The sequence below is a fragment of the Stutzerimonas stutzeri genome (genome assembly GCF_002890895.1).
In the GTDB taxonomy this organism is placed as follows: domain Bacteria; phylum Pseudomonadota; class Gammaproteobacteria; order Pseudomonadales; family Pseudomonadaceae; genus Stutzerimonas; species Stutzerimonas stutzeri_AB.
Window position 1 is genome coordinate 128,741 of sequence record NZ_POUL01000001.1, and the last position, 20,959, is coordinate 149,699.

Consider the following 20,959-nt stretch of genomic DNA (forward strand, 5'->3'; position numbering starts at 1 on the left):
TCTGCTTGCTGTCATGCTGCTGATCAGTAGCGTGGCCCATGCCCAGACGGGAACTATCGATGAAGATGGATTCACCCATCCGTTGCGTGACCTTGAGTTCAACCCTGGCCTCGACCAACGCGAATTCGAGCGCGCCACCTTCGACGCGCTGAACATCTATGACCCCTGGGAATCGCTGAACCGGCGCATGTATTACTTCAACTACCGCCTGGATCAGTTCGTGATGCTGCCTGCGGTTCGCGGCTACCGTTACGTTACGCCCAAGATCGTGCGGACCGGCGTCAGCAACTTCTTCGATAACCTCGGGGAAATCCCGACGCTCTTCAACAGCATCGCTCAGCTCAAGGGCGAACGCGCCATGACCACCACGGCGCGCCTGCTGTTCAACACGATCCTTGGCGTCGGAGGCGTCTGGGACCCTGCTACGCGCATGGGCTTGCCCCGTTACAACGAGGATTTTGGCCAGACCCTTGGCTTCTATGGCGTTCCCCACGGCCCGTACCTGATCCTGCCCGCACTCGGCCCGTCCAACCTGCGGGACACCGCAGGCCAGGCAGTGGATTTTGGCGTCGAACGGCAGGTCGACTACTTCAGCTATGCCGAAGCCAGCGGCGGTGAGTTCAGCTTAACGGCGCTTCGGTTGATCGACATCCGCTACACGACGCCGCTGCGTTACGGACAGCTCAACTCGCCGTTCGAATACGAGAAGGTCCGCTACGTTTATACGCGCGCGCGGGAGCTGCAGATCGAAGAATGATCGATCTGACCGATACGAAGGGTTCAAATTTCGCATGAACGCATCGAGTTGCTGGTCGTAGTCTTAGCTCATCTGTTCTAGGAGCGAAGCTATGACCACGCGTGAAATCCTTTCCATCAGCACCGGCCGTGCCACCTCCGATGGTGCAGGCGTCAGCCTGACACGGCTGTTTGGCGGCGCCGCACCGGAGCGATTCGATCCCTTCCTGATGCTTGACGAGTTCGGCTCGGACAACCCGGACGAATACATCGCCGGCTTTCCAGCGCACCCACACCGCGGCTTCGAGACCATCACTTATATGCTCGAAGGCCGCATGCGTCACGAAGATCACCTCGGCAATGTCGGTCTGCTGGAAAGCGGCGGGGTGCAATGGATGACCGCCGCACGCGGCGTCATCCACAGTGAGATGCCTCAGCAGGAACACGGGGCGATGCGCGGCTTTCAGCTATGGCTTAACCTGCCGGCGAAGAACAAGCTGGACGAACCAAGCTACCGTGATTTCTCACCTGCCGAAATCCCGCGGATGACGCTGCCGAACGGTATCGAAGCAGTCGTAATCGCCGGCCAGCTCTGCGCCGAAGGCGTCAGCCAAGCCGGTGCTGTGCAACGCCCTAATACAGAGCCACAGCTGTTCGATCTTCACCTTCCCGCCGGCACAGGGCTAAGCCCACAGCTGTCCGACGGGCTGCGAGTGATCCTCTATGTGTTCGATGGCGAGTTGTTGGTAGGCGGGCAACGCCTCTCGAAAAACCAGCTCGCCCGACTTTCCGATCAGGGCGAGTTGGCGCTTTCAACCAGCAGCGGCGCCCGCGTTCTGCTTCTTGCAGGCCGTCCAATCGGCGAGCCGATTGTGCAGTACGGCCCGTTCGTAATGAATCGCCGCGAAGAGATCGAGCAGGCGCTGCGCGACTTCCGCGACGGCGTCTTTACAGACTGACCGGTTTCTTCGGGCGCTTGCGGTAAAGACTCGGATCCCCCGCCGGTCGTGTCTTGAAGCGCCGGTGGGCCCACAGATACTGTTCAGGATGCTGCCTGACCGAGTCTTCAATCCACTCGTTGATGCGGCGGCAATCAGCCTCCTCGCTTTCACCGGGAAAATCTTCCAACGGCGGATGCACCACCAGGCTGTAGCCCTTTCCGTGGGGCAGGCGCTCCAGCGTATAGGGGATCACCTTTGCCCGTCCCAGGCGGGCAAACTTGGTCGTAGCGGTCACGGTTGCGGCCTGAATTCCAAACCAGGGTACGAAGATGCTCTGCTTACGGCCGTAATCCTGGTCGGGTGCATACCAGATCGCCCGGCCCGCGCGCAGGACCTTGAGCATGGCACGCACATCTTCACGCTCGATCGCTGTCGCGTCCTGGTTGTGCCGCTCCCGGCCACGCCGCTGCACATAATCGAACACCGGATTCTTGTGCTCGCGGTACATACCATCAATGGTGTGCCACTGGCCGAGGAGCGCTCCACCGATTTCCAGCGTGGTGAAGTGCAAGGTCATCAGGATCACGCCCTGCCCTTGCGCCTGTGCTTGTTGCAAATGTTCGAGCCCCTGGATTTGGGCCAGCTGCTGCAAACGCGACTTGGGCCACCACCAGCTCATGGCCATCTCAAAGAAGGCAATGCCGGTCGAGGCAAAGTTCTCGCGCAGCAGCCGCTCACGCTCCGTTTCGCACAGTTCTGGAAAGCACAGCTGCAAGTTGCGCCGTGCGATCTGCCGTCTCGAGCGCGCAACGCGGTACATCAACGCGCCAAGGCCGCGCCCCAGCAGCAGCAGTACCCGATAGGGTAACTGCACCACCAGCCACAGCAGACCGAAGCCAAGCCACAGCAACCAGAAACGTGGGTGAAGAAATGATGAACGGAAACGAGGACGATCCATTGGCAAGCCCGAACCAATAAAAGCGCGCATTCTAGCGATAAATCGCCCGCCAATGCCGTGGCGTCGCGATACACGGCATCCGTCCGACAGCGCTGGCGAGACTTGCAGGCGACAGTTTGCCCCGCTATAAGTCCTCGCCATTTACCGCAGCAGGCAGACCATGAGCCAAGCCGATCTAACCGACCAAGCCCCCGTGTTCCAGCTCAAGGGCAGCATGCTCGCCATCACCGTGCTGGAGCTGGCACAGAACGACCTGCAGCGTCTGGATCAACAGCTCGCCATCAAGGTCGAACAAGCCCCGGATTTTTTCAACAACACGCCGCTGGTGTTGGCCTTGGACAAACTCCCGGCCGATTGCAATCTCGACCTGCCCGCGCTCATCGCGCTCTGCCGCAGGCACGGCCTACGCACCCTTGCGTTGCGTGCAGGCGACCCGCAGATCGTCGAAGCCGCCGGCCGCCTGGATCTGCCCGTACTGCCGCCGTCGAACGCTCGTGAACGCAAGCTCGACATCGCCAGCAAAGCCCCCACCGAGCCCGCCAAACCGGCAGAGCCCGACTACCGACCGACACGGGTGATCACCACCCCCATCCGCGGTGGCCAACAGGTCTATGCTCAGGGCGGCGATCTCATCGTGCTTGCCGCGGTGAGTCCTGGCGCGGAACTTCTCGCCGACGGGAACATCCATGTGTACGGCCCGTTGCGCGGCCGTGCGCTGGCAGGCATCAAGGGCGACGCCAACGCACGTATTTTCTGCCAGCAACTGGCCGCTGAAATGGTTTCGATTGCCGGGCATTACAAGGTCGCCGAAGACCTTAGACGCGACCCTTTGTGGGCCGAAGCCGTGCAAATGAAGCTATCCGGCGACGTGTTGAACATCACCCGCCTTTAACGGATACTGCCGCGAATTTTCAAGCACCAAAACGGGCGCACTGTAAGCCGACTCGGCTACGGTCCCGACTTCATATTTAGGGTGAATCACCTTGGCCAAGATCCTCGTAGTCACTTCCGGCAAGGGTGGCGTCGGTAAAACCACCTCCAGCGCCGCCATCGGTACCGGCCTCGCCTTGCGCGGCCACAAAACCGTCATCGTCGACTTCGACGTCGGTCTGCGTAACCTGGACCTGATCATGGGCTGCGAGCGTCGCGTGGTGTATGACTTCGTCAATGTCATTCAGGGCGATGCCACCTTGACCCAGGCCCTGATTAAGGACAAGCGTCTCGAAAACCTCTACGTTCTGGCCGCTAGCCAGACCCGCGACAAGGATGCCCTGACGCTCGAAGGCGTCGGCAAGGTCATCGATGAGCTGGCCAAAACGTTTGAATACGTCATCTGCGACTCACCGGCGGGTATCGAGAAAGGCGCCCACCTGGCGATGTACTTCGCCGACGAAGCCATCGTCGTCACCAACCCGGAAGTCTCTTCGGTTCGCGACTCGGATCGCATGCTGGGCCTGTTGGCCAGCAAGTCCCGCCGTGCTGAAAACGGCGAAGAACCGATCAAGGAACACCTGTTGTTGACCCGCTACAACCCCGAGCGCGTAGTCAAAGGTGAAATGCTTGGTGTCGAGGACGTCGAGGAAATCCTTTCGATTCGTCTGCTCGGCGTCATTCCCGAATCCCAGGCCGTGTTGAAGGCTTCCAACCAGGGTGTGCCAGTGATTCTCGATGATCAAAGCGATGCCGGCCAGGCGTATAGCGACGCCGTGGATCGCCTGCTGGGCAAGGAAGTGAACCATCGCTTCCTCGACGTTAAAAAGCAGGGCTTCCTGCAACGCTTGTTTGGAGGCCGCGAATGAACCTTCTCGACTTCTTTCGTGAACGCAAGAAGAAGGAAACACCCGCCAATATCGCCAAGGAACGCCTGCAGATCATCGTCGCCCACGAGCGCGGCCAACGTACGCAACCGGACTACCTGCCGGCTTTGCAGAAGGAACTGGTCGAGGTGATCCGCAAGTACGTCAACATCGACAGCGATCAGGTTCAGGTCGCCTTGGAGGATCAGGGCAGCTGTTCGATCCTCGAGCTGAACATCACCCTGCCGGATCGTTGATCGACCGGGTAGTCGCCAGCACCTTTGTGTAGCGGCAGATTCATCGGCGACTTCGGTCGCCGATGTCGTTTGCGGAATTCGAAAATGCCACTGAGCAACATCCAGATCGTTCACCAAGACGCCGCGTTACTGGTCATCAACAAGCCTACTTTGCTGCTGTCGGTTCCCGGTCGCGCCGAAGACAACAAGGATTGTCTGGTTACCCGCCTTCAGGAAAATGGTTATCCAGAGGCACGGATCGTCCACCGCCTGGATTGGGAAACCTCAGGCCTGATCGTGCTTGCGCGCGACGCGGACAGCCATCGCGAACTCTCCCGACAGTTTCATGACCGCGAAACAGAGAAAGCCTACACCGCCTTGTGTTGGGGAGAACCCGAGCAGGACAGTGGAAGCATAGATCTACCGCTGCGCTATGACCCCCCAACCAAACCCCGACATGTGGTCGATCATGAACTGGGCAAGCATGCTCTGACGTATTGGCGAGTCCTGGAGCGCTGCGGTGATTACAGCCGGGTCGAACTCACCCCGATTACCGGCCGCTCCCATCAGCTGCGTGTACACATGCTCTCGATTGGCCATCCTCTATTAGGCGACCGACTGTATGCGCATGAGCAAGCGCTTGATGCACATGACCGACTCTGCCTGCACGCCAGTATGCTCACCCTGACGCACCCTCAAACCGGTGAACGGATGCGATTCGATTGTCCGGCGCCGTTCTGATGCGTGATTTCGTCGAGGCGACCCGGGGCGCCCCAGAGCACCTAACTCTGCGCAAAGCGCTCAATCTGTGGGCACAACCCCCAGGTCAAGCACTGGACCTGGGTTGCGGAGCAGGGCGAGACAGCTTGGCGCTGCTTAGAGCCGGCTGGGACGTCGTCGCCCTTGATCGCGATCCGCGTGCGTTGGAGTCGCTGCGCGAGTAGTCCGACAAATATCGCTCTGGGGCGCTCACCACAGTTTGCCGCTCGTTCGAAGACAATGTGCCATTGCCAACTGTCAACCTCATCAACGCTGGCTTCGCTCTGCCATTCTGTCGACCAGATGCGTTTCAGAACCTATGGTCGCGCATCTGCCAATCGTTGCGGCAACATGGCTTATTCAGTGGGCATTTTTTTGGCCCGAATGACGCTTGGGCGGACAAAGGTCTAAGCATCCTCAACCACGAGCAGTTGATGCGGCAGATGGCTGGCTGGACACTGCTGGAACTCAACGAGTTCGAGTACGACGGCAAGACTGCCGTGGGCAGCAACAAGCATTGGCATTTGTTTGAGGTGATAGCTAGGCGCGACTGAACTGCTGACGCTTCGATCTGCAGTGGCACCGGCCGATGGGATAAACTTTCAACCATTGCCGTCCGGAGCCAACCATGCGCGAAGAACTCAACCAGGGTTTGATTGACTACCTCAAAGCCTCCCCTACCCCATTTCACGCCACCGCCAGCCTTGCCCAGGCCCTGCAGGCCGCCGGCTACAAGGCGTTGGAAGAACGCGAGACCTGGCACACCGAACCCGGCGGCCGTTACTACGTCACCCGTAACGACTCCGCGATTATCGCGTTCCAGCTGGGTAACCAATCGGTCATCGAACAGGGTATCCGCCTGGTCGGCGCCCACACCGACAGCCCCTGCCTTCGGGTAAAGCCGCAACCTGAATTGCAGCGGCAGGGCTTCTGGCAGCTAGGCGTCGAAGTCTACGGCGGCGCGTTGCTGGCGCCATGGTTCGACCGTGACTTGTCCTTGGCTGGACGCGTGACCTATAGCAGCGATGGCCGGATCGAAAGCCAGCTGATCGATTTCAAGCTGCCTATTGCCGTAATTCCCAGCCTTGCCATACACCTCAATCGAGACGCCAACCAGGGCTGGGCGATCAATCCGCAGAACGAGCTGCCGCCGATACTGGCGCAAGTCGCCAGTGAAGACAGCCCGGATTTCCGGGCGCTGCTGGCGGACCAACTGAGCCGCGAGCATGGTCTGGTAGCTGACGTCGTACTGGATTTCGAACTGAGCTTCTACGATACCCAGAGCGCTGCCGTGATCGGTCTGAATGGGGATTTCATCGCCGGCGCCCGCTTGGATAACCTGCTGTCGTGCTTTGCCGGCCTCCAAGCCCTGTTACGCGCCGGCCCCGAGGAAACCTGTGTGCTGGTCTGCACTGATCATGAAGAAGTCGGCTCCACCTCGATGTGCGGTGCCGACGGGCCGTTTCTCGAACAAGTCCTGCGCCGCGTATTGCCTGAAGGCGAATCCTTCCAGCGCAGCATCAACCGTTCACTGATGATCTCTGCCGATAACGCGCACGCCGTGCATCCCAACTACAGCGACAAGCATGACGGCAACCACGGTCCGAAACTCAATGCCGGGCCGGTGATCAAGGTCAACAGCAACCAGCGATACGCCACAAGCAGCGAAACTGCCGGCTTCTTCCGCCACTTGTGTCTGGAAAATGAAGTCTCGGTGCAGAGCTTCGTAACCCGCAGCGACATGGGCTGCGGCTCGACCATCGGCCCTATCACCGCCAGCCAGCTGGGTGTACGCACCGTGGATATCGGCCTGCCGACCTTTGCTATGCACTCGATCCGCGAGCTGGCCGGCAGCCAGGATCTGGCACATCTGGTGAAGGTACTTAGCGCGTTCTATTCGAGCGCCGAGCTGCCTTGACCCGTGAAATCCAGGCGCACGCGCCTGGCTTGGATTGTTCAGCCAGACTGGCATCGATAACCAACGCAACATATCGCCGATATATGGTTGCTCGCCAGGGCAGCAAACGCGCCTCCACGTCGCCGGGACTGCATCCCAGGCGTGGAGAAAGCGTCTGGTTGGCCAAGAGCGGCCCGAATCTGCTCTGCAATGTCAGCGAGTAACTTAGCCCGGTCATCCGAAGATATCGGTCACACCGGGTGGCGGCGGATGGTGCCCGCGCGCTGCAGCAAATCGGCACGGTTCAGGCCTGCAGCCGCCATTTGAATCCTGACCTCTTTCTTGCCGCACTTCGCAACGGTGCGCTCCACTCACTCCAGCTGTTCTTCGATGCCTTGCAATGCCCTCATGCTGCCTCCATAGTGGTTCACACCTGCGCCCGCTAAACCGTGACTCCGGCAGTGCAGGCCGCTGATCAAGTTCTACCTAGGCTCTACAGCGATACGCCCATTCAAAACCATGGATTGCCTGATCGGCATCCTCGGTGAGGAGAATCGCCCTACCGCCTCGGTGCGACCTGAATCGCGGCGTGCCAGCCGCCAGATACCATCGGGCTGTGTTCTTCCCGCCGAGCGGATTCCGTCTCGGCGCCTGATTTGATGGCCTAATATGCGTTACTACTCAGCCTCGCGTCGCTCTCTCGATATGAAACGATCATTAACCGCAGGCTTGCTAGCCTTGCTGGTAGGTCTTCAGGCAAGCGCCACTCTGGCCAAGCCTGCCGACCCGCACACCTGGGATTATCTGCAGCCTGACCGTGATCAGGTGATAGCCAGCCTGAACGTGGTCGAGCTGCTCAAGCGCCATCACTACAACAAGCCCCCGCTCAACGACGCTCGCTCGGCGAAGATCTTCGACAGCTACATCGAGATGCTCGACCCTTCGCGCAGCTATTTCACTGCAGGCGACGTCGCCGAGTTCGAAGCCTGGCGCAACCAGTTCGACGACTTCTTGAAGAATGGCAACCTCGAGCCTGGGTTCATTATTTACAAGGTGCATCTGGAGCGGCTGCAGAGCAGGCTGGAGTACGCCCTGAGCCTGCTGGAGCAAGGCGTCGACAGCTTTGACTTCACCCTGGACGAGGAGCTGCTGGTCGATCGCGAGAATGCAGCGCGCCCGGAGAACGAACAGGAACTGGATGACCTCTGGCGCAAACGCGTAAAGGACGAGGTGCTGCGACTGAAGATCGCCGGCAAGGAGCCCAAGGCCATCGAGGAGTTGCTCACCAAGCGCTATAAGAACCAGCTGGCACGCCTTGAGCAAACCCGTGGCGAAGACGTGTTTCAGACTTACATCAATGCCTTTGCGCAGTCCTACGATCCGCACACGCAATACCTCTCTCCCGACAACGCGGAGAACTTCGATATCAACATGAGCCTCTCCCTTGAAGGGATTGGCGCCGTACTGCAGAGCGACAACGAGCACGTCAAAGTGGTGCGTCTTGTCCCTGCTGGTCCCGCGGAGAAGAGCAAGCAGATCGCGCCTGCCGACAAGATTGTCGGGGTCGGTCAAAGTAATGAGGAGATGGTCGATGTGATCGGCTGGCGGCTAGACGAAGTCGTCAAACTGATCCGCGGCCCGAAAGGATCGGTCGTCCGGCTCGAGGTCATCCCGGCGAGCAATGCGCCAAACGACCAGAGCAGCAAGGTCGTTGCCATTACCCGTGAAGCGGTGAAGCTTGAAGAGCAGGCGGCGAAGAAATCCGTGCTTAAGCTCAATCAGGACGGCCGCGATTACAAGCTCGGGGTCATCGAAATCCCTGCGTTCTACCTTGATTTCAAGGCCCTGCGTGCTGGCGACAAGGAATACAAGAGCACGACCCGCGACGTGAAAAAGCTGCTGACGGAGCTGGAAGAGGAAAACGTCGATGGCGTGGTCATCGACCTGCGTAACAATGGCGGTGGCTCCCTGCAGGAAGCCACCGAACTGACCGGCCTTTTCATCGATCAAGGTCCTACGGTTCTGGTCCGCAACAGCGATGGCCGTGTCGACGTACTCGCCGACGAGCAGCAAGGTGTGTTTTATAAGGGCCCGCTGGCTGTGCTGGTCAATCGACTGTCCGCATCGGCCTCGGAGATCTTTGCCGGCGCCATGCAGGACTACCACCGGGCGCTTATCGTCGGTGGCCAGACCTTCGGCAAAGGCACCGTACAAACGGTCCAGCCACTCAATCATGGCGAACTCAAGCTGACACTGGCCAAGTTCTATCGGGTCTCGGGACAAAGCACGCAGCATCAGGGTGTGATTCCGGACATTTCCTACCCAGCCGAAGTCGATACCAAGGAAATTGGCGAGAGCGCACTGCCGGAAGCGATGCCCTGGGACAGCATCCGCGCAGCGGTCAACCCGGATATGAATCCGTTCAAGCCGTTCCTCGCTGAACTCAAAGCTCGTCACGAAGGACGGACCCATGAGGATCCCGACTTTGTGTTCACGCGTGACCGTCTCGCGCTGACTCAGGAGCTGACTCACGAGACGACCATCAGCCTCAACGAGGAAAAGCGCCGGGGTCAGCAGGAGCGCATCGAGAAGCGCCAACTGGCCTTGGAGAACACCTTGCGCGAGGCCAAAGGCGAGGAGCCACTGGCCAAGCTCGAAAAAGAAGATGAAACGACACCGCACGTTGAGGACAAAAAAATCAAACCCGAAGACGATGCCTATCTCTCGGAAAGCGGCAGAATTCTGCTGGATTACTTGGGACTGCATAAGGCGATGGCCAAGAACCAGTCTGTCGATCGCTGATCTCGGTGTCATCAAAATGACATCATAGTGTCGTGAAATACGAAGGGCCGCCATTGTGCGGCCCTTCGCATTTTAAGGCCGCCACGAGACCCTCATGACCGTCACCGAGCAGTTGAGCACGCTGGATTCCATCCTTGCTCACAGCAGCATTACCAGCCTGTTCCAGCCGATCGTATCGCTTGCCGAACGAGTCATCCTCGGCTACGAAGCCCTTACCCGCGGCCCTTCAAATACCTCGCTTCACTCCCCTATCAATCTGCTCGCCGCCGCTCGACATGCCGGACGGCTCAATGAGCTGGAGATGACTTGTCGCGAGAGCGCCTGTCGCCGGTATAGCCAGCAGCAGCTAAAGGGCAAACTGTTCCTCAACGTGTCGCCGGAAACATTATTGGATGCCACGCACAAGCCGGGCCGCACCCTGGAGCTGCTGCACAAGTACGGCATCTCGGCCGACAGTGTGGTAATCGAGCTTACGGAGCAAACACCCACCGACGATTTCGAACTGCTTCGTGCCGCCTTGCATCACTATCGTGACATGGGCTTTTCTATTGCATTGGACGACCTCGGTGCAGGCTATTCCAGCCTGCGCATGTGGTCGGAGCTGCGCCCCGACTACGTCAAGATCGACCGCTACTTTATAGACGGTATCCACCGGGACGTTGTTAAGCGCGAGTTCGTCGGGTCGATCATGAAGATCGCCAGAGCATCACGTGCTCAGGTCATTGCTGAGGGCATCGAGCTGGGCGAAGAACTGCACGTCCTGTCAGACATGGGAGTCGATCTGGTTCAAGGCTATCTGTTGGGCCGCCCGGAAGAGGAGCCGAAAGCGGACGCCAGTCTTTGTCTGCCGGTTTTGGGAAATCGAGGGAGGCCATCAAACGACCACCACCCTGCCTGGCCGCTCGGCGGCTCAAGCAGCCCACATTCTTCAGCTAGTTGGGCTTGTTCAGCCTGCAAACAAGCTTGACGCTGCAATAAGAAGTTAGCGCAACAGTCAGGCTGGTCGATCTTTTCCGTAGCGACCCATCGGCCAGTGCTGGTCACCCTCGTGTGCCTAACGAGCGAGACCGCACTCGCTCCGCAAGCGGCTGACGCAAGCAATCATCGATTCAAAATACAACCGTGATCTATCGCCCTCCTCGTCCAAACAATGGGGGGTGATCAATCCTGATCTCGGTCCCCCAACGTTCGGCGCGGGCGATGCTCCATATCCGGATCAGTGTCGCCATGATTGGATTGCTCGTAGACCTGCTCCAGCCGCTGATCGCGGACCTCACGATCGTTGCGCTTTTCCCCAGACTGTTCAGGTAGTCGTTCTATACCCGCACCGGTGCCCATGGAGCCATTTCCGAGGGTACGGTTGACCGAACCGGTATTCTGCGCCAGCAGCGTATAACCAGGCATTGAATCTCCCGCTGACGCCTGGGCCGTAGCCACTGCCGCAAGCGCGGCCCCAAGCACGATAAGCACATAGCTTCGCATACGTTTCTCCTTTTGTTTCGAGCCGATACTCGAATTTAGGCAACGGGCTGCGGCCATTGATCCGCGCTATCGACAGAAGGCAAGCGGAACCGCTGTTTCATTTCGGTGGTCCCATATCCAGAGAGCACTTGATGTCTGGTTAGAAAGGAATCCAACGATGATCACAGCGCCACTAGTAATTCTTCTGATAGTAATTGGCTGGAGTGCAGCCGCCCTGGCGATGCTTTGGGGCATGCTGCGAGTCGTTCGTCATCATCACAAGCCATCCGCAGATAGCCGACTGGATCAGAACCGGCCTCGGGCAAGCGAGTCGCACAGCGCTCATGTTTCGCTTAGCGCGTGACGAAATATCGTTCGGTTTGCAATAAAACCGTGACAGATCAGCCGAAAGATGTAGAATGCCGCCCACAGACGCGGGATGGAGCAGTCTGGTAGCTCGTCGGGCTCATAACCCGAAGGTCGTCGGTTCAAATCCGGCTCCCGCAACCAAATAGAAAGGCCACTCAATGAGTGGCCTTTTTTTTGGTCTCCGCTTTGTACCCGAAAGAATTGCAAACGATATAAATCGCCCCAACCTTTTAATTTCGAAATAAGCCAAGTAACTTCCGGCATCTATCTGTTCATCGATAAAATAGTCGTAGATCAAACGACCTAGTTCAGAAGATGGAGCCCGCTTAAACCCGTCCAAGGCGGAAACCCATATACACTTTAAAAGTTCCTTTGCAATCAAGGCATTGAGCTAAGTGACCGTATTGCTGACGATTTTTTTTGTTTCGGTTCTTGACTGCCGTCAGGTTCTGAATGTTAACTACATCACACAGCTAAGAGACGCCTCGTTTCGAACGGCAAACTAACTAGTAAGCCGAGCTGTACTGATGCGCATGGATGGCGTTTCTTCAGCAGCAGCAATGCTGCTGCTTTCGCCAACAAAGATTTGTTTGCTTATCTCGAATTCTAGCCGAGTGCGGTAGCTCTGTCTGAAGCGCGCCAAGCCTGCAACCTAGAGCAACGCTCTAATTACGCAAAGGCAGCTGTGTCGGCTGGTGCGGTAGCTTTGCCTGATCGAAACTCGTGAGCGAAAAGCCAATACGGCTCGATACTGGCTCAAGCCCTTAATGCCAAACATCAGTCGTAAACACAGAGCGCTGTTTACGAGAAGTTATCGCTTGGCTTGAACCTTTAAAAACTTCTACTCGATTGTATTATCCAATTGGAGTGCATCGTGAATACATCTTTCCGCAACCTGGAAGCGCCCGCTCTTCAGTTAATTACTTATGAGATGTCCAATAAGGGAAGCGCCTGCATTGCCAACTTTCTAACAAGTGACCAACTGAAATCTCTTAAAGAAAGCGTCCGAGCAGAAGCCGAAAAACATAAAGGAAGTTATTTCGCGCATCATGGTGGCAGCGAAATAGAAAGCTCCCTGCTCGGCGCGCTAGGCGCTTCACCAGAATTTCGAAACATGCTGGAAAGTGTCTATCAGGCGGGCGCGGGGCAAGCTGCTTATAGCAACGAGATACTTAAAGTCCTGCGCTGTGTCCAAGGGACTTCAGGTCGCCGTGAGTCCAATTGCTTTCACTATGACGCTAGCCTGGTCACGGCGCTGTTACCGATAGAAATTCCTCAGGATGGCGTCGACCGGGGTGATTTGCTGTTGTTCCCCAATGGTCGCCGCATACGCTCCAACGTGTTGATCAATGTTCTCGAAAAAGCGTTGCTGCAGAACGCGCTGAGTCGGAAATTGATTAGCGCAGCCATCCGGCACAACTTCCTGCGCCCGCAAAAGCTTCAACTCGTTCCCGGCAACCTCTATCTGTTCTGGGGCTACCGCACGCTTCATGCCAACGAGCCCTGTGACCCTGATCATCGCCGCGCAACGGCCATCTTTCACTTTGGCGATCCGCATGCAGGCAGCCTCGCGACCCGCTTGATTCTCAAGCTGAACCAGCGCCGAGCACGACGCGCAACAGCCTTGGGTACACAACCTGCAGCGTGACCTCACAGGCGCAACATTCATTGCGCCTGATTCAGACGTGACGACAGATAGGGATATCGAGATGATCAATGTCACCCGATCATATCTTGGCAACAAAGCCAAATTTCTGGGCTACGTCGACAGCATCTATGCCACCGGTTGGCTGACCAATCATGGCCCTCTGGTTACGGAGCTGGAGGAGCGGCTGCGTGATTACCTGGGTGTCAGAAACATAATTCTGACCAACAACGGCACCTTGGCGCTGCAGATCGCCTATCGGGCTCTGAACCTCACCGGCAGTGCAATCACTACCCCGTTCAGTTTTGTCGCGACCACCAGTTCACTTCAGTGGGAGGGCATTCGACCGATATTCGCGGATATCGACAAAGCGACCTGGAATCTTGATCCCAGGGCGATCGAAGCGAGGATAGAGGCCGACACTCAAGCGATAGTCGCCACACATGTTTTCGGCAATGCCTGCGATGTCGAAACAATCGCGCAGGTCGCGCAGCAGCATCGCCTGAAAGTGATCTACGACGGTGCTCATGCATTCAGCGTTCGTTACAAGGATCACTCGGTGTTCAACTGGGGCGATATCAGCACGCTCAGTTTTCACGCGACCAAGCTTTTCCACACTATAGAAGGTGGTGCCATCGTCACCGACGACGATGCGCTGGCCGCCAGGATTCGTTTGCTCTGCAACTTCGGCATCGTCGACACCGACATCATCGACGGCATTGGCATCAACGCCAAACTCAATGAGTTTGCTGCCGCGATGGGGCTGTGCATTCTCGACGACATGGCATTGATTCTGGAGCAGCGTGAAGAAATCGCCAGCCGCTACGAACATCAGCTCAGTGACCACTTCGACTTGCAGCGCCAGCAAGCGGACTCGCAACGCAACCACAGCTATTTCCCCATCGCCCTGACTGATGAAAGTCAGCTGCTGCGGTGTCGAGCGACACTCATGGACAAGGGCATCAACCCCAGGCGCTACTTCTACCCCTCGTTAGACACCCTCAGCTACGTGCAGCCGCAAATCCCACAAACCGAGTCCCGCGCCCTGAGTCGTCGGGTGCTGTGCCTGCCGATCTATCCGGGCCTGCCACGGCATGTCCAGAACACGGTTATCGAGACGCTGCTGAAAGAATCAGCACATCGCAGCCAGCCGCAGGCCGAACGTATCTGGCCTCAGGTCACCGCCGGTTGGCTGGTGGACGACCGGGCAAACCTGCCGGCCCCTATGTGCAAGCGCATTTACTGATTCATTCGCAACGGCTGACGTCATGTCCGATCGAAATCTATCGATGCTTCGTAACACCGGCCTGAGCTATGCGGGGCAAGCGTATGCCATGCTCATCGGCATTCTTATCCTGCCCTTCTACCTCGGACATCTGGGCGCGGAAGCTTACGGTCTGATCGGCTTCTTCGCGGTACTACAAGCCTGGCTGCAGCTGCTGGACGCCGGTCTGTCCCCTTCACTGGTTCGTCAGATCGCCCATTTCCGCGGCCGCATGGACAATGCGACACAGCGCTACGAACCGGGGCAATTGCTGCGTTCGTTCGAGATCATATTTCTGCCGCTGGCATTACTCACCGCTCTCAGCATTCATCTCTCCAGCGGATGGATTGCACACCAATGGCTGCAGGCAGCGGAATTGAGTAACACCACCATCGTCCACTGCATCAGCCTGATGGGCTTGATGATCGGGCTCAAGCTTTACGCCACCCTGTATAAAAGCGGCCTGCAAGGCCTTGAGCTACATGCGTGGCTGAACAGCGCTAATGTCGTCGTCGCCACGCTGCGTTATTTCGGCGGGTTGTTTCTGGTGGCCAATATCAGCCAGAACCCGGAAGACTTCTTTCTCTTCCAGACGGCTGTCGGACTGCTCGAAACCCTCATCTTCGCCGTCAAAGCGTACAGCTTGATGCCCAATCCAAAGCTGCTGACCGGTTTCAACTGGGCAGTCGTCAAGCCGGTGCTGCCATTTGCCGCCGGCATTTCGCTCACCTCAGTGCTGTGGATCGTCCTGACGCAGCTGGATAAGGTGCTGCTATCCAATGTGCTGCCGCTCAGCGAATACGGCTATTTCTCGCTGGTTGCGCTGATCTCGACCGGCATCATGACGCTGACCAATCCGCTGGTGCAGACGCTGCTACCGCGCATGACGATGCTTGTCGCCGAGGACCGTATCGCCGATATGCAGGCGCTCTATCTGAACGCGACCCGGTTCGTCTGCAGCTTGCTGTTTCCCCTGGCCGGGGTGATCGCGTTTCACTCTGCCGAGCTGGTTTTAGCCTGGACCGGCGACGCAGAAGCCGCGCAATGGAGCCGTCTGGTCCTGCCGTGGTACGTGATCGGCAGCGCCATCATGGCCGTTACCGCCTTCCAGTTTTACCTGCAGTACGCCTATGGGCAGTTGCGCCTGCATGTGTGGTTCAGCCTGGTCAGCGCCGCATTGAGCATCCCCGTGGTTGTCTACGCAACCCTCGAACACGGCGTCTACGGCGCTGCGCTGGCCTGGTTCGGATTACGCATGCTGACCTTCCTGATCTGGCCATCGATGGTGCACAAACGCTTCGGTGCCTGCCTGCATCGCCCATGGCTACAGGACCTGTTGCGCATCACGGCCATGACCGGCCTGGGGCTGCTGATCGGCGAACCGGTGTTCGCTGCCATCGCCAGTGACAACCGATTCGACATTCTCCTGGGGCTGGCAGTCAGCGGCGTGATCTGCCTTGCCCTGGTGACCTTCACCTCCAAGCCGGTGGTAATGCGGCTTTACGTAATGATGACCAAGTCGAGCGTTTGAAATGGACAGCCAATCGAGAACCGAACAGGACGTAATGGCAGCTTGGGGCGACCAACGCTCTCCCCTGCTGAGCATCATCTGCCTGACCTACAACCATGCGGCGTTCATAAAGGAAACGCTGGACGGTTTCATTCGGCAGGAAACCGACTTCCCGTTCGAGGTGGTCGTCCACGATGACGCGTCGACCGACACAACAGCCGCGATCGTCCGCGAGTACGCCGCGCGTTACCCCAACCTGATCAAGCCGATCTATCAGCAAGAAAATCAATATCAGCTGGGGGTGCCGTTCAGCACGCGACTTTTCGCTCAGGCCCGCGGCAGATATATCGCCTATTGCGAAGGGGACGATTACTGGACGGACCCGCGCAAGCTGCAGATACAGGTGGACTTCCTCGAAACACATCGTGACTACGTGATGACTTACCACGATGCATTCATGTTCAACAGCCAGGGCGTCGTCCGCACCCCTCACCTGACCGGCAAGTATCGAAAGGACGCAACCGCTCTCCAGCTGCAAAAGGCGCGTCCGGTTTCCACGTTGACCGTCTGTTTTCGCAACCTTGTGAAGGAGTTGCCACCGGAGTTGCACGGCGTCGAAGTGCTGGATATCTGCTGGTGGTCACTGCTTGGTGCGCATGGCAAAGGCAAGTTCATCGAAGAGATAAAGCCTGCGGCCTATCGCGTGCACGAAGGCGGAATCTTCTCGATGCGCAGCAGTAAGCAACGCATCCAGATGACCACGCACGCCTACTACAACCTCGCTCGTTACTACCAGCGCATCGGCGTCCAGCCGCTGTACGAGTACTTCATGATCCAGGTGTTCGCTCAGGTGCTCGCGTCGATCTCGCCGCTCAGCAAGCTTCAGGCACTGGGTCAGGTCTTCCAAAACATCAGCATCAATCTTTTGCGCAGGCTGACCCTAGGTGTCTGAAGAACACCTGGCCGTCACGCCCGCTGCTGCACCGGTGGCGCAACACTCAAGGAAGGAACCCGCAATGACTGCAATGGCCCGCTCTTCGCTGGAATACGATGGCGATAACCGGATCGATCTGGCGCGCATTCTGCGCGTGGCGTTCGATCACAAGCGTCTGATTTTCACCATCACCGGCCTCTTCGCTCTGCTCGGCGTCGCCTACGCCATCGTCGCCACGCCGATCTATGAAGCCACCGCGATGATCCAGATCGAACCAAAGAAGTCAGGGATCACTGGTATTCCCGAATCCGTGCCCAGGCCGAACTCGGTGTCGCAGGCGATCACCGAAATAGAGCTGATCAAATCCCGTGCGGTACTGGGCGATACCGTCAATGACCTGAGGCTTTACATCAATGCCCGGCCCAAGTACGTCCCGCTGCTCGGCAGCTACCTGGCCCGCCAGCACGACCCCGTAGAAGACGGAGAGCTCGCTGCACCGCTATTGGGCCTGGACAGCTACGCCTGGGGTGGAGAAAAACTCGACATCTTCCAGCTGGACGTGCCGGACGCCTACCTGGGCGAGAAACTGCTGCTGCGTGCCGGCACTGCGGGCTCATACCGCCTGTATGACGCTGAAGAGAAATTGTTGCTGACCGGCAAAGTCAACGAAGCCGTTCAACTCGACGGATTTCGTCTGCAAGTCGCCGAACTCAAGGCTCGCCCCGGCACCGAGTTCGTCGTTGTGCGCAGCCGTCCGCAGACCACAGCCTTGGACTACCAGAAGCGCCTCAAGGTGGGTGAAGCCGGAAAGGACTCCGGGATCATCTATCTCACGATGGAGGACCCGGATTCGGACAAAGCAAATCGGGTGCTCGACAAAATCAGTCGCCTGTATGTTCGACAGAACATCGAACGCAGCTCCGCCGAAGCGGCTCAGCGCCTCGAGTTCCTGAGGTCGCAGGTACCCATGGTGCGCAAGGAGCTGGAAAAGGCCGAAGCCGCCCTCAACGACTACCAGACCAGCGCCCAGTCGGTGGACATCAGCATCGAGACCAAGGGCGTGCTCGATCAGATCGTCGCGCTGGAATCACAGATCTCCGAACACAACCTCAAACGCACCGAATACAACCAGCTCTACACCCCGGAGCACCCGACCTACCAGACGCTGATGAAGAAGATCGGCCAGTTGGAGGCCCAGAAAGCCGCGTTGATGGGCAAGATCGACACCCTGCCAATGACGCAGCAGGAACTCTTGCGTTTGAATCGCGACATGCAGGTCACCACACGCACCTACACGTTGCTGCTGGACAAGGCCCAGGAACAGGACATCCTTCGCGCGGGCACCATCGGTAACGTCCGCATCATCGATAGCGCCTACGCGGTGGTGGAGAAACCGGCAAAACCAATCAAGCCACTGGTGGTGCTGGTCGCGATCTTCATCGGGCTACTGGTGTCGGCAATGGTGATCCTGCTGCGGCAGGTGTTCTACCGCGGAATCGAAAGCCCCGAGACCATTGAGAATCTAGGGACGCCGGTGTATGCCGCGCTGCCTTTTTCGCCGAAGCAGGAGCACCTGTACCGGTTGAGGAAGATTCACGACGGCAGAAGCAAGCTGCTGGGTCGCGCCGATCCCGCCGACCTGGCTATCGAATCGCTCCGCAGCCTGCGCACGAGCCTCAAGTTCGCCATGCTCGAGGCACGCAATCAGGTGCTGGTGATTACCAGCCCGACGCCCGCGGTGGGCAAATCGTTCGTCGCCAGTAACCTCGCTTCTGTCATAGCTCAGGCTGGCCAGCGCGTGCTGCTGATCGATGCCGACATGCGGCGCGGCTATCTGGCCGGCATGTTCGGCATGGCGCCGCGCAACGGTTTGTCGGACGCGCTGGCCAGCGGCTTGCAGCTCGCCGCCGTGGTTTGCAAGACCGATCAGGCCAACCTGCATTTCATTGCCAGCGGACATAGTGCGCCCAACCCCTCGGAACTGTTGATGCACGAGAATTTCGCTCGTCTGCTCAAGGACGCCGAGCGTGAGTACGATTTCGTGATCGTCGATACACCACCGGTATTGGCGGTAACCGATGCCGTTCTGGTTGCGCAACAGGCCGGCACCTGCCTGTTGGTGGCCCGTTATGGGTTGAGCACTGCCGGCCAGATCGAAGCCTCCAAACGGCGCCTGGCGCAGAACGGCGTACTGCTCAAAGGCGCCATTCTCAACGGGGTCAAACGCAGGGCCTCGAGCTCGGCCTACGAGACCGGCGCCTACGGTTACTACAGCTATTCTCAAAAAGCCTGACACACGCGAGGGATATGCCGTGCTCAGAACCGTCTCGATGATGCAGCCCTACCTGTTCCCCTATCTCGGCTATTTCCAGCTGATCGCGCGCAGTGATGTCTTTGTGCTGGGCGACGACCTTCAGTACGTCAAGGGCTCATGGATCAACCGCAACAGGATACTGGCGGCCGGGCAACCGAAACTCATCACCTTTCCACTGCGGAAAGCCAACCAGTTCTTCCCGATCAACCAACGCTGGCTCTGCGACGAGTTCGAGCAAGAAGCGCAAAAGATGCTGAAGACCTTGGAGCTGGTGTACTCCCGTGCGCCACACAAAGCCGAGGTGATGACCCTGGTGCGGCAGATCTTGGCGCACCCCGAGCGCAACCTGGCGCGCTTCATCGAGAATTCCATCCGCCGGATCTGCGCCTACCTGCAGATCGCGACGCCGATCCGCATCGGCTCTGAACTGGGCTTGCCGGCACGCATGGACAAGCAGGAACGCGTGGTCACCATCGCCCACAAAATGAACGCGGAGCTGTACATCAACCCAATCGGCGGCACGGAGCTCTACAGCCACGCCTTTTTCAGAGCGCAGGGGCTGACGCTGAGATTCCTGAAGATGGATGACTTGAGCTATCCCCAGTTCAACCACCCCTTCGTGCCTTCGCTGTCGATCATCGACGTGTTGATGTTCAACAGCCGAAGCGAAGCGCAGGCGCTGCTCAAACGTTTTTCTTTGGTCGAGGGCATAGAGCAGCCGGCCGCGTTGCAAGGCGCATGACCTCGACAGAACGGACATCGACAATTCTCACTATGGAAGGCGGTTCAAATGACCTCGCTCAGCAGCAACTCCCACTGGTACCTGATCCAGACCAAACCCCGCCAGGAAAGCCGCGCCGAAGACAATCTTCGACGTCAGCACTTCGAGTGCTACCGGCCTATAAAGCCTTGCACAGGGAACGGAAAAACGGACGAAGCGCTCTTCCCGGGTTACCTGTTCATCCGACTCGATCGGCAGCTGGATAACTGGTACCCGATTCGCTCCACGCGCGGCGTCGCCCGCGTAGTGTCATTCGGCAGCGAGCCGACACCCGTCAGAGACGAACTCATCGAGCAGTTGCGTCAACGTCTGGCCAGCGAGCCTCAGGCGCCTCAGTTCGAGCCCGGCGAAAAGGTTCAGGTGCATGGCGGCAGCTTCATCGATCTCGAGGCTATTTTCGTCAGTGCCGACGGCGAGAAGCGTTCGGTGATCCTGCTGAACCTGCTTCAGCGTGAACAAAAGGTTCGTGTGCCCAACCGCTACCTCTGCAGCATCCCTGCACAGCCAGCCTTCTCGCTGGCCTGCCGAGCGGATTGACTGATCATCGAGGGGCGCAC

18 protein-coding genes, 1 tRNA gene and 2 pseudogenes are annotated in these 20,959 nt (G+C 58.2%); 18 read left to right on the top strand and 3 right to left on the bottom strand.

All coding sequences use genetic code 11. The features are described 5' to 3' along the window. The first annotated feature begins 13 nt into the window (after positions 1-13). Together CXK96_RS00605 and CXK96_RS00610 are read left to right on the top strand one after the other, a co-directional pair. Positions 14-757 carry an MlaA family lipoprotein gene (locus CXK96_RS00605; protein ID WP_423835177.1) on the top strand — a complete coding sequence of 248 codons (744 nt, stop codon included), beginning with the start codon at positions 14-16 and terminating at the stop codon, positions 755-757. Positions 758-848: 91 nt separating this feature from the next. After that, entirely contained in the window at positions 849-1,694 is an 846-nt protein-coding gene (locus CXK96_RS00610; RefSeq protein WP_102834591.1) for a pirin family protein, read from the top strand. Here CXK96_RS00610 and CXK96_RS00615 read toward each other — a convergent pair. After that, positions 1,684-2,634 carry a lipid A biosynthesis lauroyl acyltransferase gene (locus CXK96_RS00615; protein ID WP_102834592.1) on the bottom strand — a complete coding sequence of 317 codons (951 nt, stop codon included), beginning with the start codon at positions 2,632-2,634 and terminating at the stop codon, positions 1,684-1,686. The two genes, CXK96_RS00610 and CXK96_RS00615, sit on opposite strands and share 11 nt — an antisense overlap. A 160-nt stretch (positions 2,635-2,794) precedes the next feature. Between CXK96_RS00615 and minC the strand changes: the two genes are divergently transcribed. The 6 genes from minC to CXK96_RS00645 all read left to right on the top strand — a co-directional run bounded on the left by minC (position 2,795) and on the right by CXK96_RS00645 (position 7,343). Beyond that, positions 2,795-3,526, top strand: a complete 732-nt coding sequence (gene minC / locus CXK96_RS00620; RefSeq protein ID WP_102834593.1) for a septum site-determining protein MinC — start codon at positions 2,795-2,797, stop codon at positions 3,524-3,526. Between the two features lie 91 nt (positions 3,527-3,617). Next, entirely contained in the window at positions 3,618-4,433 is an 816-nt protein-coding gene (gene minD, locus CXK96_RS00625) for a septum site-determining protein MinD (protein ID WP_102834594.1), read from the top strand. After that, positions 4,430-4,687 (top strand): cell division topological specificity factor MinE, encoded by a 258-nt coding sequence (gene minE / locus CXK96_RS00630; RefSeq protein WP_019341568.1) that lies wholly within the window; start codon positions 4,430-4,432, stop codon positions 4,685-4,687. The genes minD and minE overlap by 4 nt, the downstream gene beginning before the upstream one ends. An 84-nt stretch (positions 4,688-4,771) precedes the next feature. Then, entirely contained in the window at positions 4,772-5,407 is a 636-nt protein-coding gene (locus tag CXK96_RS00635) for an RluA family pseudouridine synthase (RefSeq protein ID WP_102834595.1), read from the top strand. Continuing rightward, a complete protein-coding gene (locus CXK96_RS21115) occupies positions 5,407-5,610 on the top strand; it encodes a class I SAM-dependent methyltransferase (protein WP_336442426.1) in 204 nt (67 codons plus the stop codon). The genes CXK96_RS00635 and CXK96_RS21115 overlap by 1 nt, the downstream gene beginning before the upstream one ends. 443 nt (positions 5,611-6,053) lie before the next feature. Continuing rightward, positions 6,054-7,343, top strand: coding sequence for a M18 family aminopeptidase (locus CXK96_RS00645; RefSeq protein ID WP_102834596.1), 1,290 nt, complete (start codon positions 6,054-6,056; stop codon positions 7,341-7,343). A gap of 216 nt (positions 7,344-7,559) precedes the next feature. Here the strand turns inward: CXK96_RS00645 and CXK96_RS20835 are convergent. Continuing rightward, positions 7,560-7,693, bottom strand: a pseudogene (locus CXK96_RS20835) (NAD(P)H-quinone oxidoreductase); the annotation flags it as partial. A 334-nt stretch (positions 7,694-8,027) separates the two neighbouring features. Here CXK96_RS20835 and CXK96_RS00655 point away from each other — a divergent pair. Next, the gene (locus tag CXK96_RS00655; protein WP_102835014.1) at positions 8,028-10,124 is read left to right on the top strand and encodes a carboxy terminal-processing peptidase; all 2,097 of its coding nucleotides are present in this window, start codon (positions 8,028-8,030) and stop codon (positions 10,122-10,124) included. 94 nt (positions 10,125-10,218) lie between these two features. Then, positions 10,219-10,951 (top strand): annotated as a pseudogene (locus CXK96_RS00660) (EAL domain-containing protein); the annotation flags it as partial. 334 nt (positions 10,952-11,285) lie between these two features. Here the strand turns inward: CXK96_RS00660 and CXK96_RS00665 are convergent. Further along, positions 11,286-11,606, bottom strand: a complete 321-nt coding sequence (locus tag CXK96_RS00665; RefSeq protein WP_102834597.1) for a hypothetical protein — start codon at positions 11,604-11,606, stop codon at positions 11,286-11,288. A gap of 412 nt (positions 11,607-12,018) precedes the next feature. On the opposite strand from CXK96_RS00665, the gene CXK96_RS00675 reads away from it, so the two are divergent. The 8 genes from CXK96_RS00675 (at position 12,019) to rfaH (ending at position 20,939) form a co-directional block, all read left to right on the top strand. Continuing rightward, a tRNA-Met gene (locus CXK96_RS00675) sits at positions 12,019-12,095 on the top strand. Positions 12,096-12,885: 790 nt separating this feature from the next. Further along, positions 12,886-13,602, top strand: a complete 717-nt coding sequence (locus tag CXK96_RS00680) for a hypothetical protein (protein ID WP_102834599.1) — start codon at positions 12,886-12,888, stop codon at positions 13,600-13,602. Between the two features lie 61 nt (positions 13,603-13,663). Beyond that, on the top strand, positions 13,664-14,845 hold the full coding sequence (locus CXK96_RS00685) for a DegT/DnrJ/EryC1/StrS family aminotransferase (protein ID WP_102834600.1): 1,182 nt from the start codon (positions 13,664-13,666) through the stop codon (positions 14,843-14,845). Positions 14,846-14,867: 22 nt separating this feature from the next. Further along, positions 14,868-16,394, top strand: coding sequence for an oligosaccharide flippase family protein (locus CXK96_RS00690; RefSeq protein ID WP_102834601.1), 1,527 nt, complete (start codon positions 14,868-14,870; stop codon positions 16,392-16,394). 1 nt (position 16,395) lies between these two features. Then, positions 16,396-17,325 (top strand): glycosyltransferase family 2 protein, encoded by a 930-nt coding sequence (locus CXK96_RS00695; protein ID WP_102834602.1) that lies wholly within the window; start codon positions 16,396-16,398, stop codon positions 17,323-17,325. A gap of 64 nt (positions 17,326-17,389) precedes the next feature. Beyond that, the gene (locus CXK96_RS00700; RefSeq protein ID WP_102834603.1) at positions 17,390-19,600 is read left to right on the top strand and encodes a polysaccharide biosynthesis tyrosine autokinase; all 2,211 of its coding nucleotides are present in this window, start codon (positions 17,390-17,392) and stop codon (positions 19,598-19,600) included. Positions 19,601-19,619: 19 nt separating this feature from the next. Further along, positions 19,620-20,363, top strand: coding sequence for a WbqC family protein (locus tag CXK96_RS00705; protein WP_102834604.1), 744 nt, complete (start codon positions 19,620-19,622; stop codon positions 20,361-20,363). A 48-nt stretch (positions 20,364-20,411) separates the two neighbouring features. Continuing rightward, complete coding sequence (rfaH, locus tag CXK96_RS00710; protein ID WP_102834605.1) at positions 20,412-20,939, top strand: transcription/translation regulatory transformer protein RfaH; 528 nt, start codon at positions 20,412-20,414, stop codon at positions 20,937-20,939. Positions 20,940-20,959 lie beyond the last annotated feature (20 nt).

Bases quoted from the DNA above. Each gene is read 5' to 3' on its own strand.
- CXK96_RS00605 (WP_423835177.1), top strand. From the start codon at position 14: ATGCTGCTGATCAGTAGCGTGGCCCATGCCCAGACGGGAACTATCGAT.
- CXK96_RS00610 (WP_102834591.1), top strand. From the start codon at position 849: ATGACCACGCGTGAAATCCTTTCCATCAGCACCGGCCGTGCCACCTCC.
- CXK96_RS00615 (WP_102834592.1), bottom strand. From the start codon at position 2,634: ATGGATCGTCCTCGTTTCCGTTCATCATTTCTTCACCCACGTTTCTGG.
- minC (WP_102834593.1), top strand. From the start codon at position 2,795: ATGAGCCAAGCCGATCTAACCGACCAAGCCCCCGTGTTCCAGCTCAAG.
- minE (WP_019341568.1), top strand. From the start codon at position 4,430: ATGAACCTTCTCGACTTCTTTCGTGAACGCAAGAAGAAGGAAACACCC.
- CXK96_RS00635 (WP_102834595.1), top strand. From the start codon at position 4,772: ATGCCACTGAGCAACATCCAGATCGTTCACCAAGACGCCGCGTTACTG.
- CXK96_RS21115 (WP_336442426.1), top strand. From the start codon at position 5,407: ATGCGTGATTTCGTCGAGGCGACCCGGGGCGCCCCAGAGCACCTAACT.
- CXK96_RS00645 (WP_102834596.1), top strand. From the start codon at position 6,054: ATGCGCGAAGAACTCAACCAGGGTTTGATTGACTACCTCAAAGCCTCC.
- CXK96_RS00655 (WP_102835014.1), top strand. From the start codon at position 8,028: ATGAAACGATCATTAACCGCAGGCTTGCTAGCCTTGCTGGTAGGTCTT.
- CXK96_RS00665 (WP_102834597.1), bottom strand. From the start codon at position 11,606: ATGCGAAGCTATGTGCTTATCGTGCTTGGGGCCGCGCTTGCGGCAGTG.
- CXK96_RS00680 (WP_102834599.1), top strand. From the start codon at position 12,886: ATGTCCAATAAGGGAAGCGCCTGCATTGCCAACTTTCTAACAAGTGAC.
- CXK96_RS00685 (WP_102834600.1), top strand. From the start codon at position 13,664: ATGATCAATGTCACCCGATCATATCTTGGCAACAAAGCCAAATTTCTG.
- CXK96_RS00690 (WP_102834601.1), top strand. From the start codon at position 14,868: ATGTCCGATCGAAATCTATCGATGCTTCGTAACACCGGCCTGAGCTAT.
- CXK96_RS00695 (WP_102834602.1), top strand. From the start codon at position 16,396: ATGGACAGCCAATCGAGAACCGAACAGGACGTAATGGCAGCTTGGGGC.
- CXK96_RS00700 (WP_102834603.1), top strand. From the start codon at position 17,390: ATGACTGCAATGGCCCGCTCTTCGCTGGAATACGATGGCGATAACCGG.
- rfaH (WP_102834605.1), top strand. From the start codon at position 20,412: ATGACCTCGCTCAGCAGCAACTCCCACTGGTACCTGATCCAGACCAAA.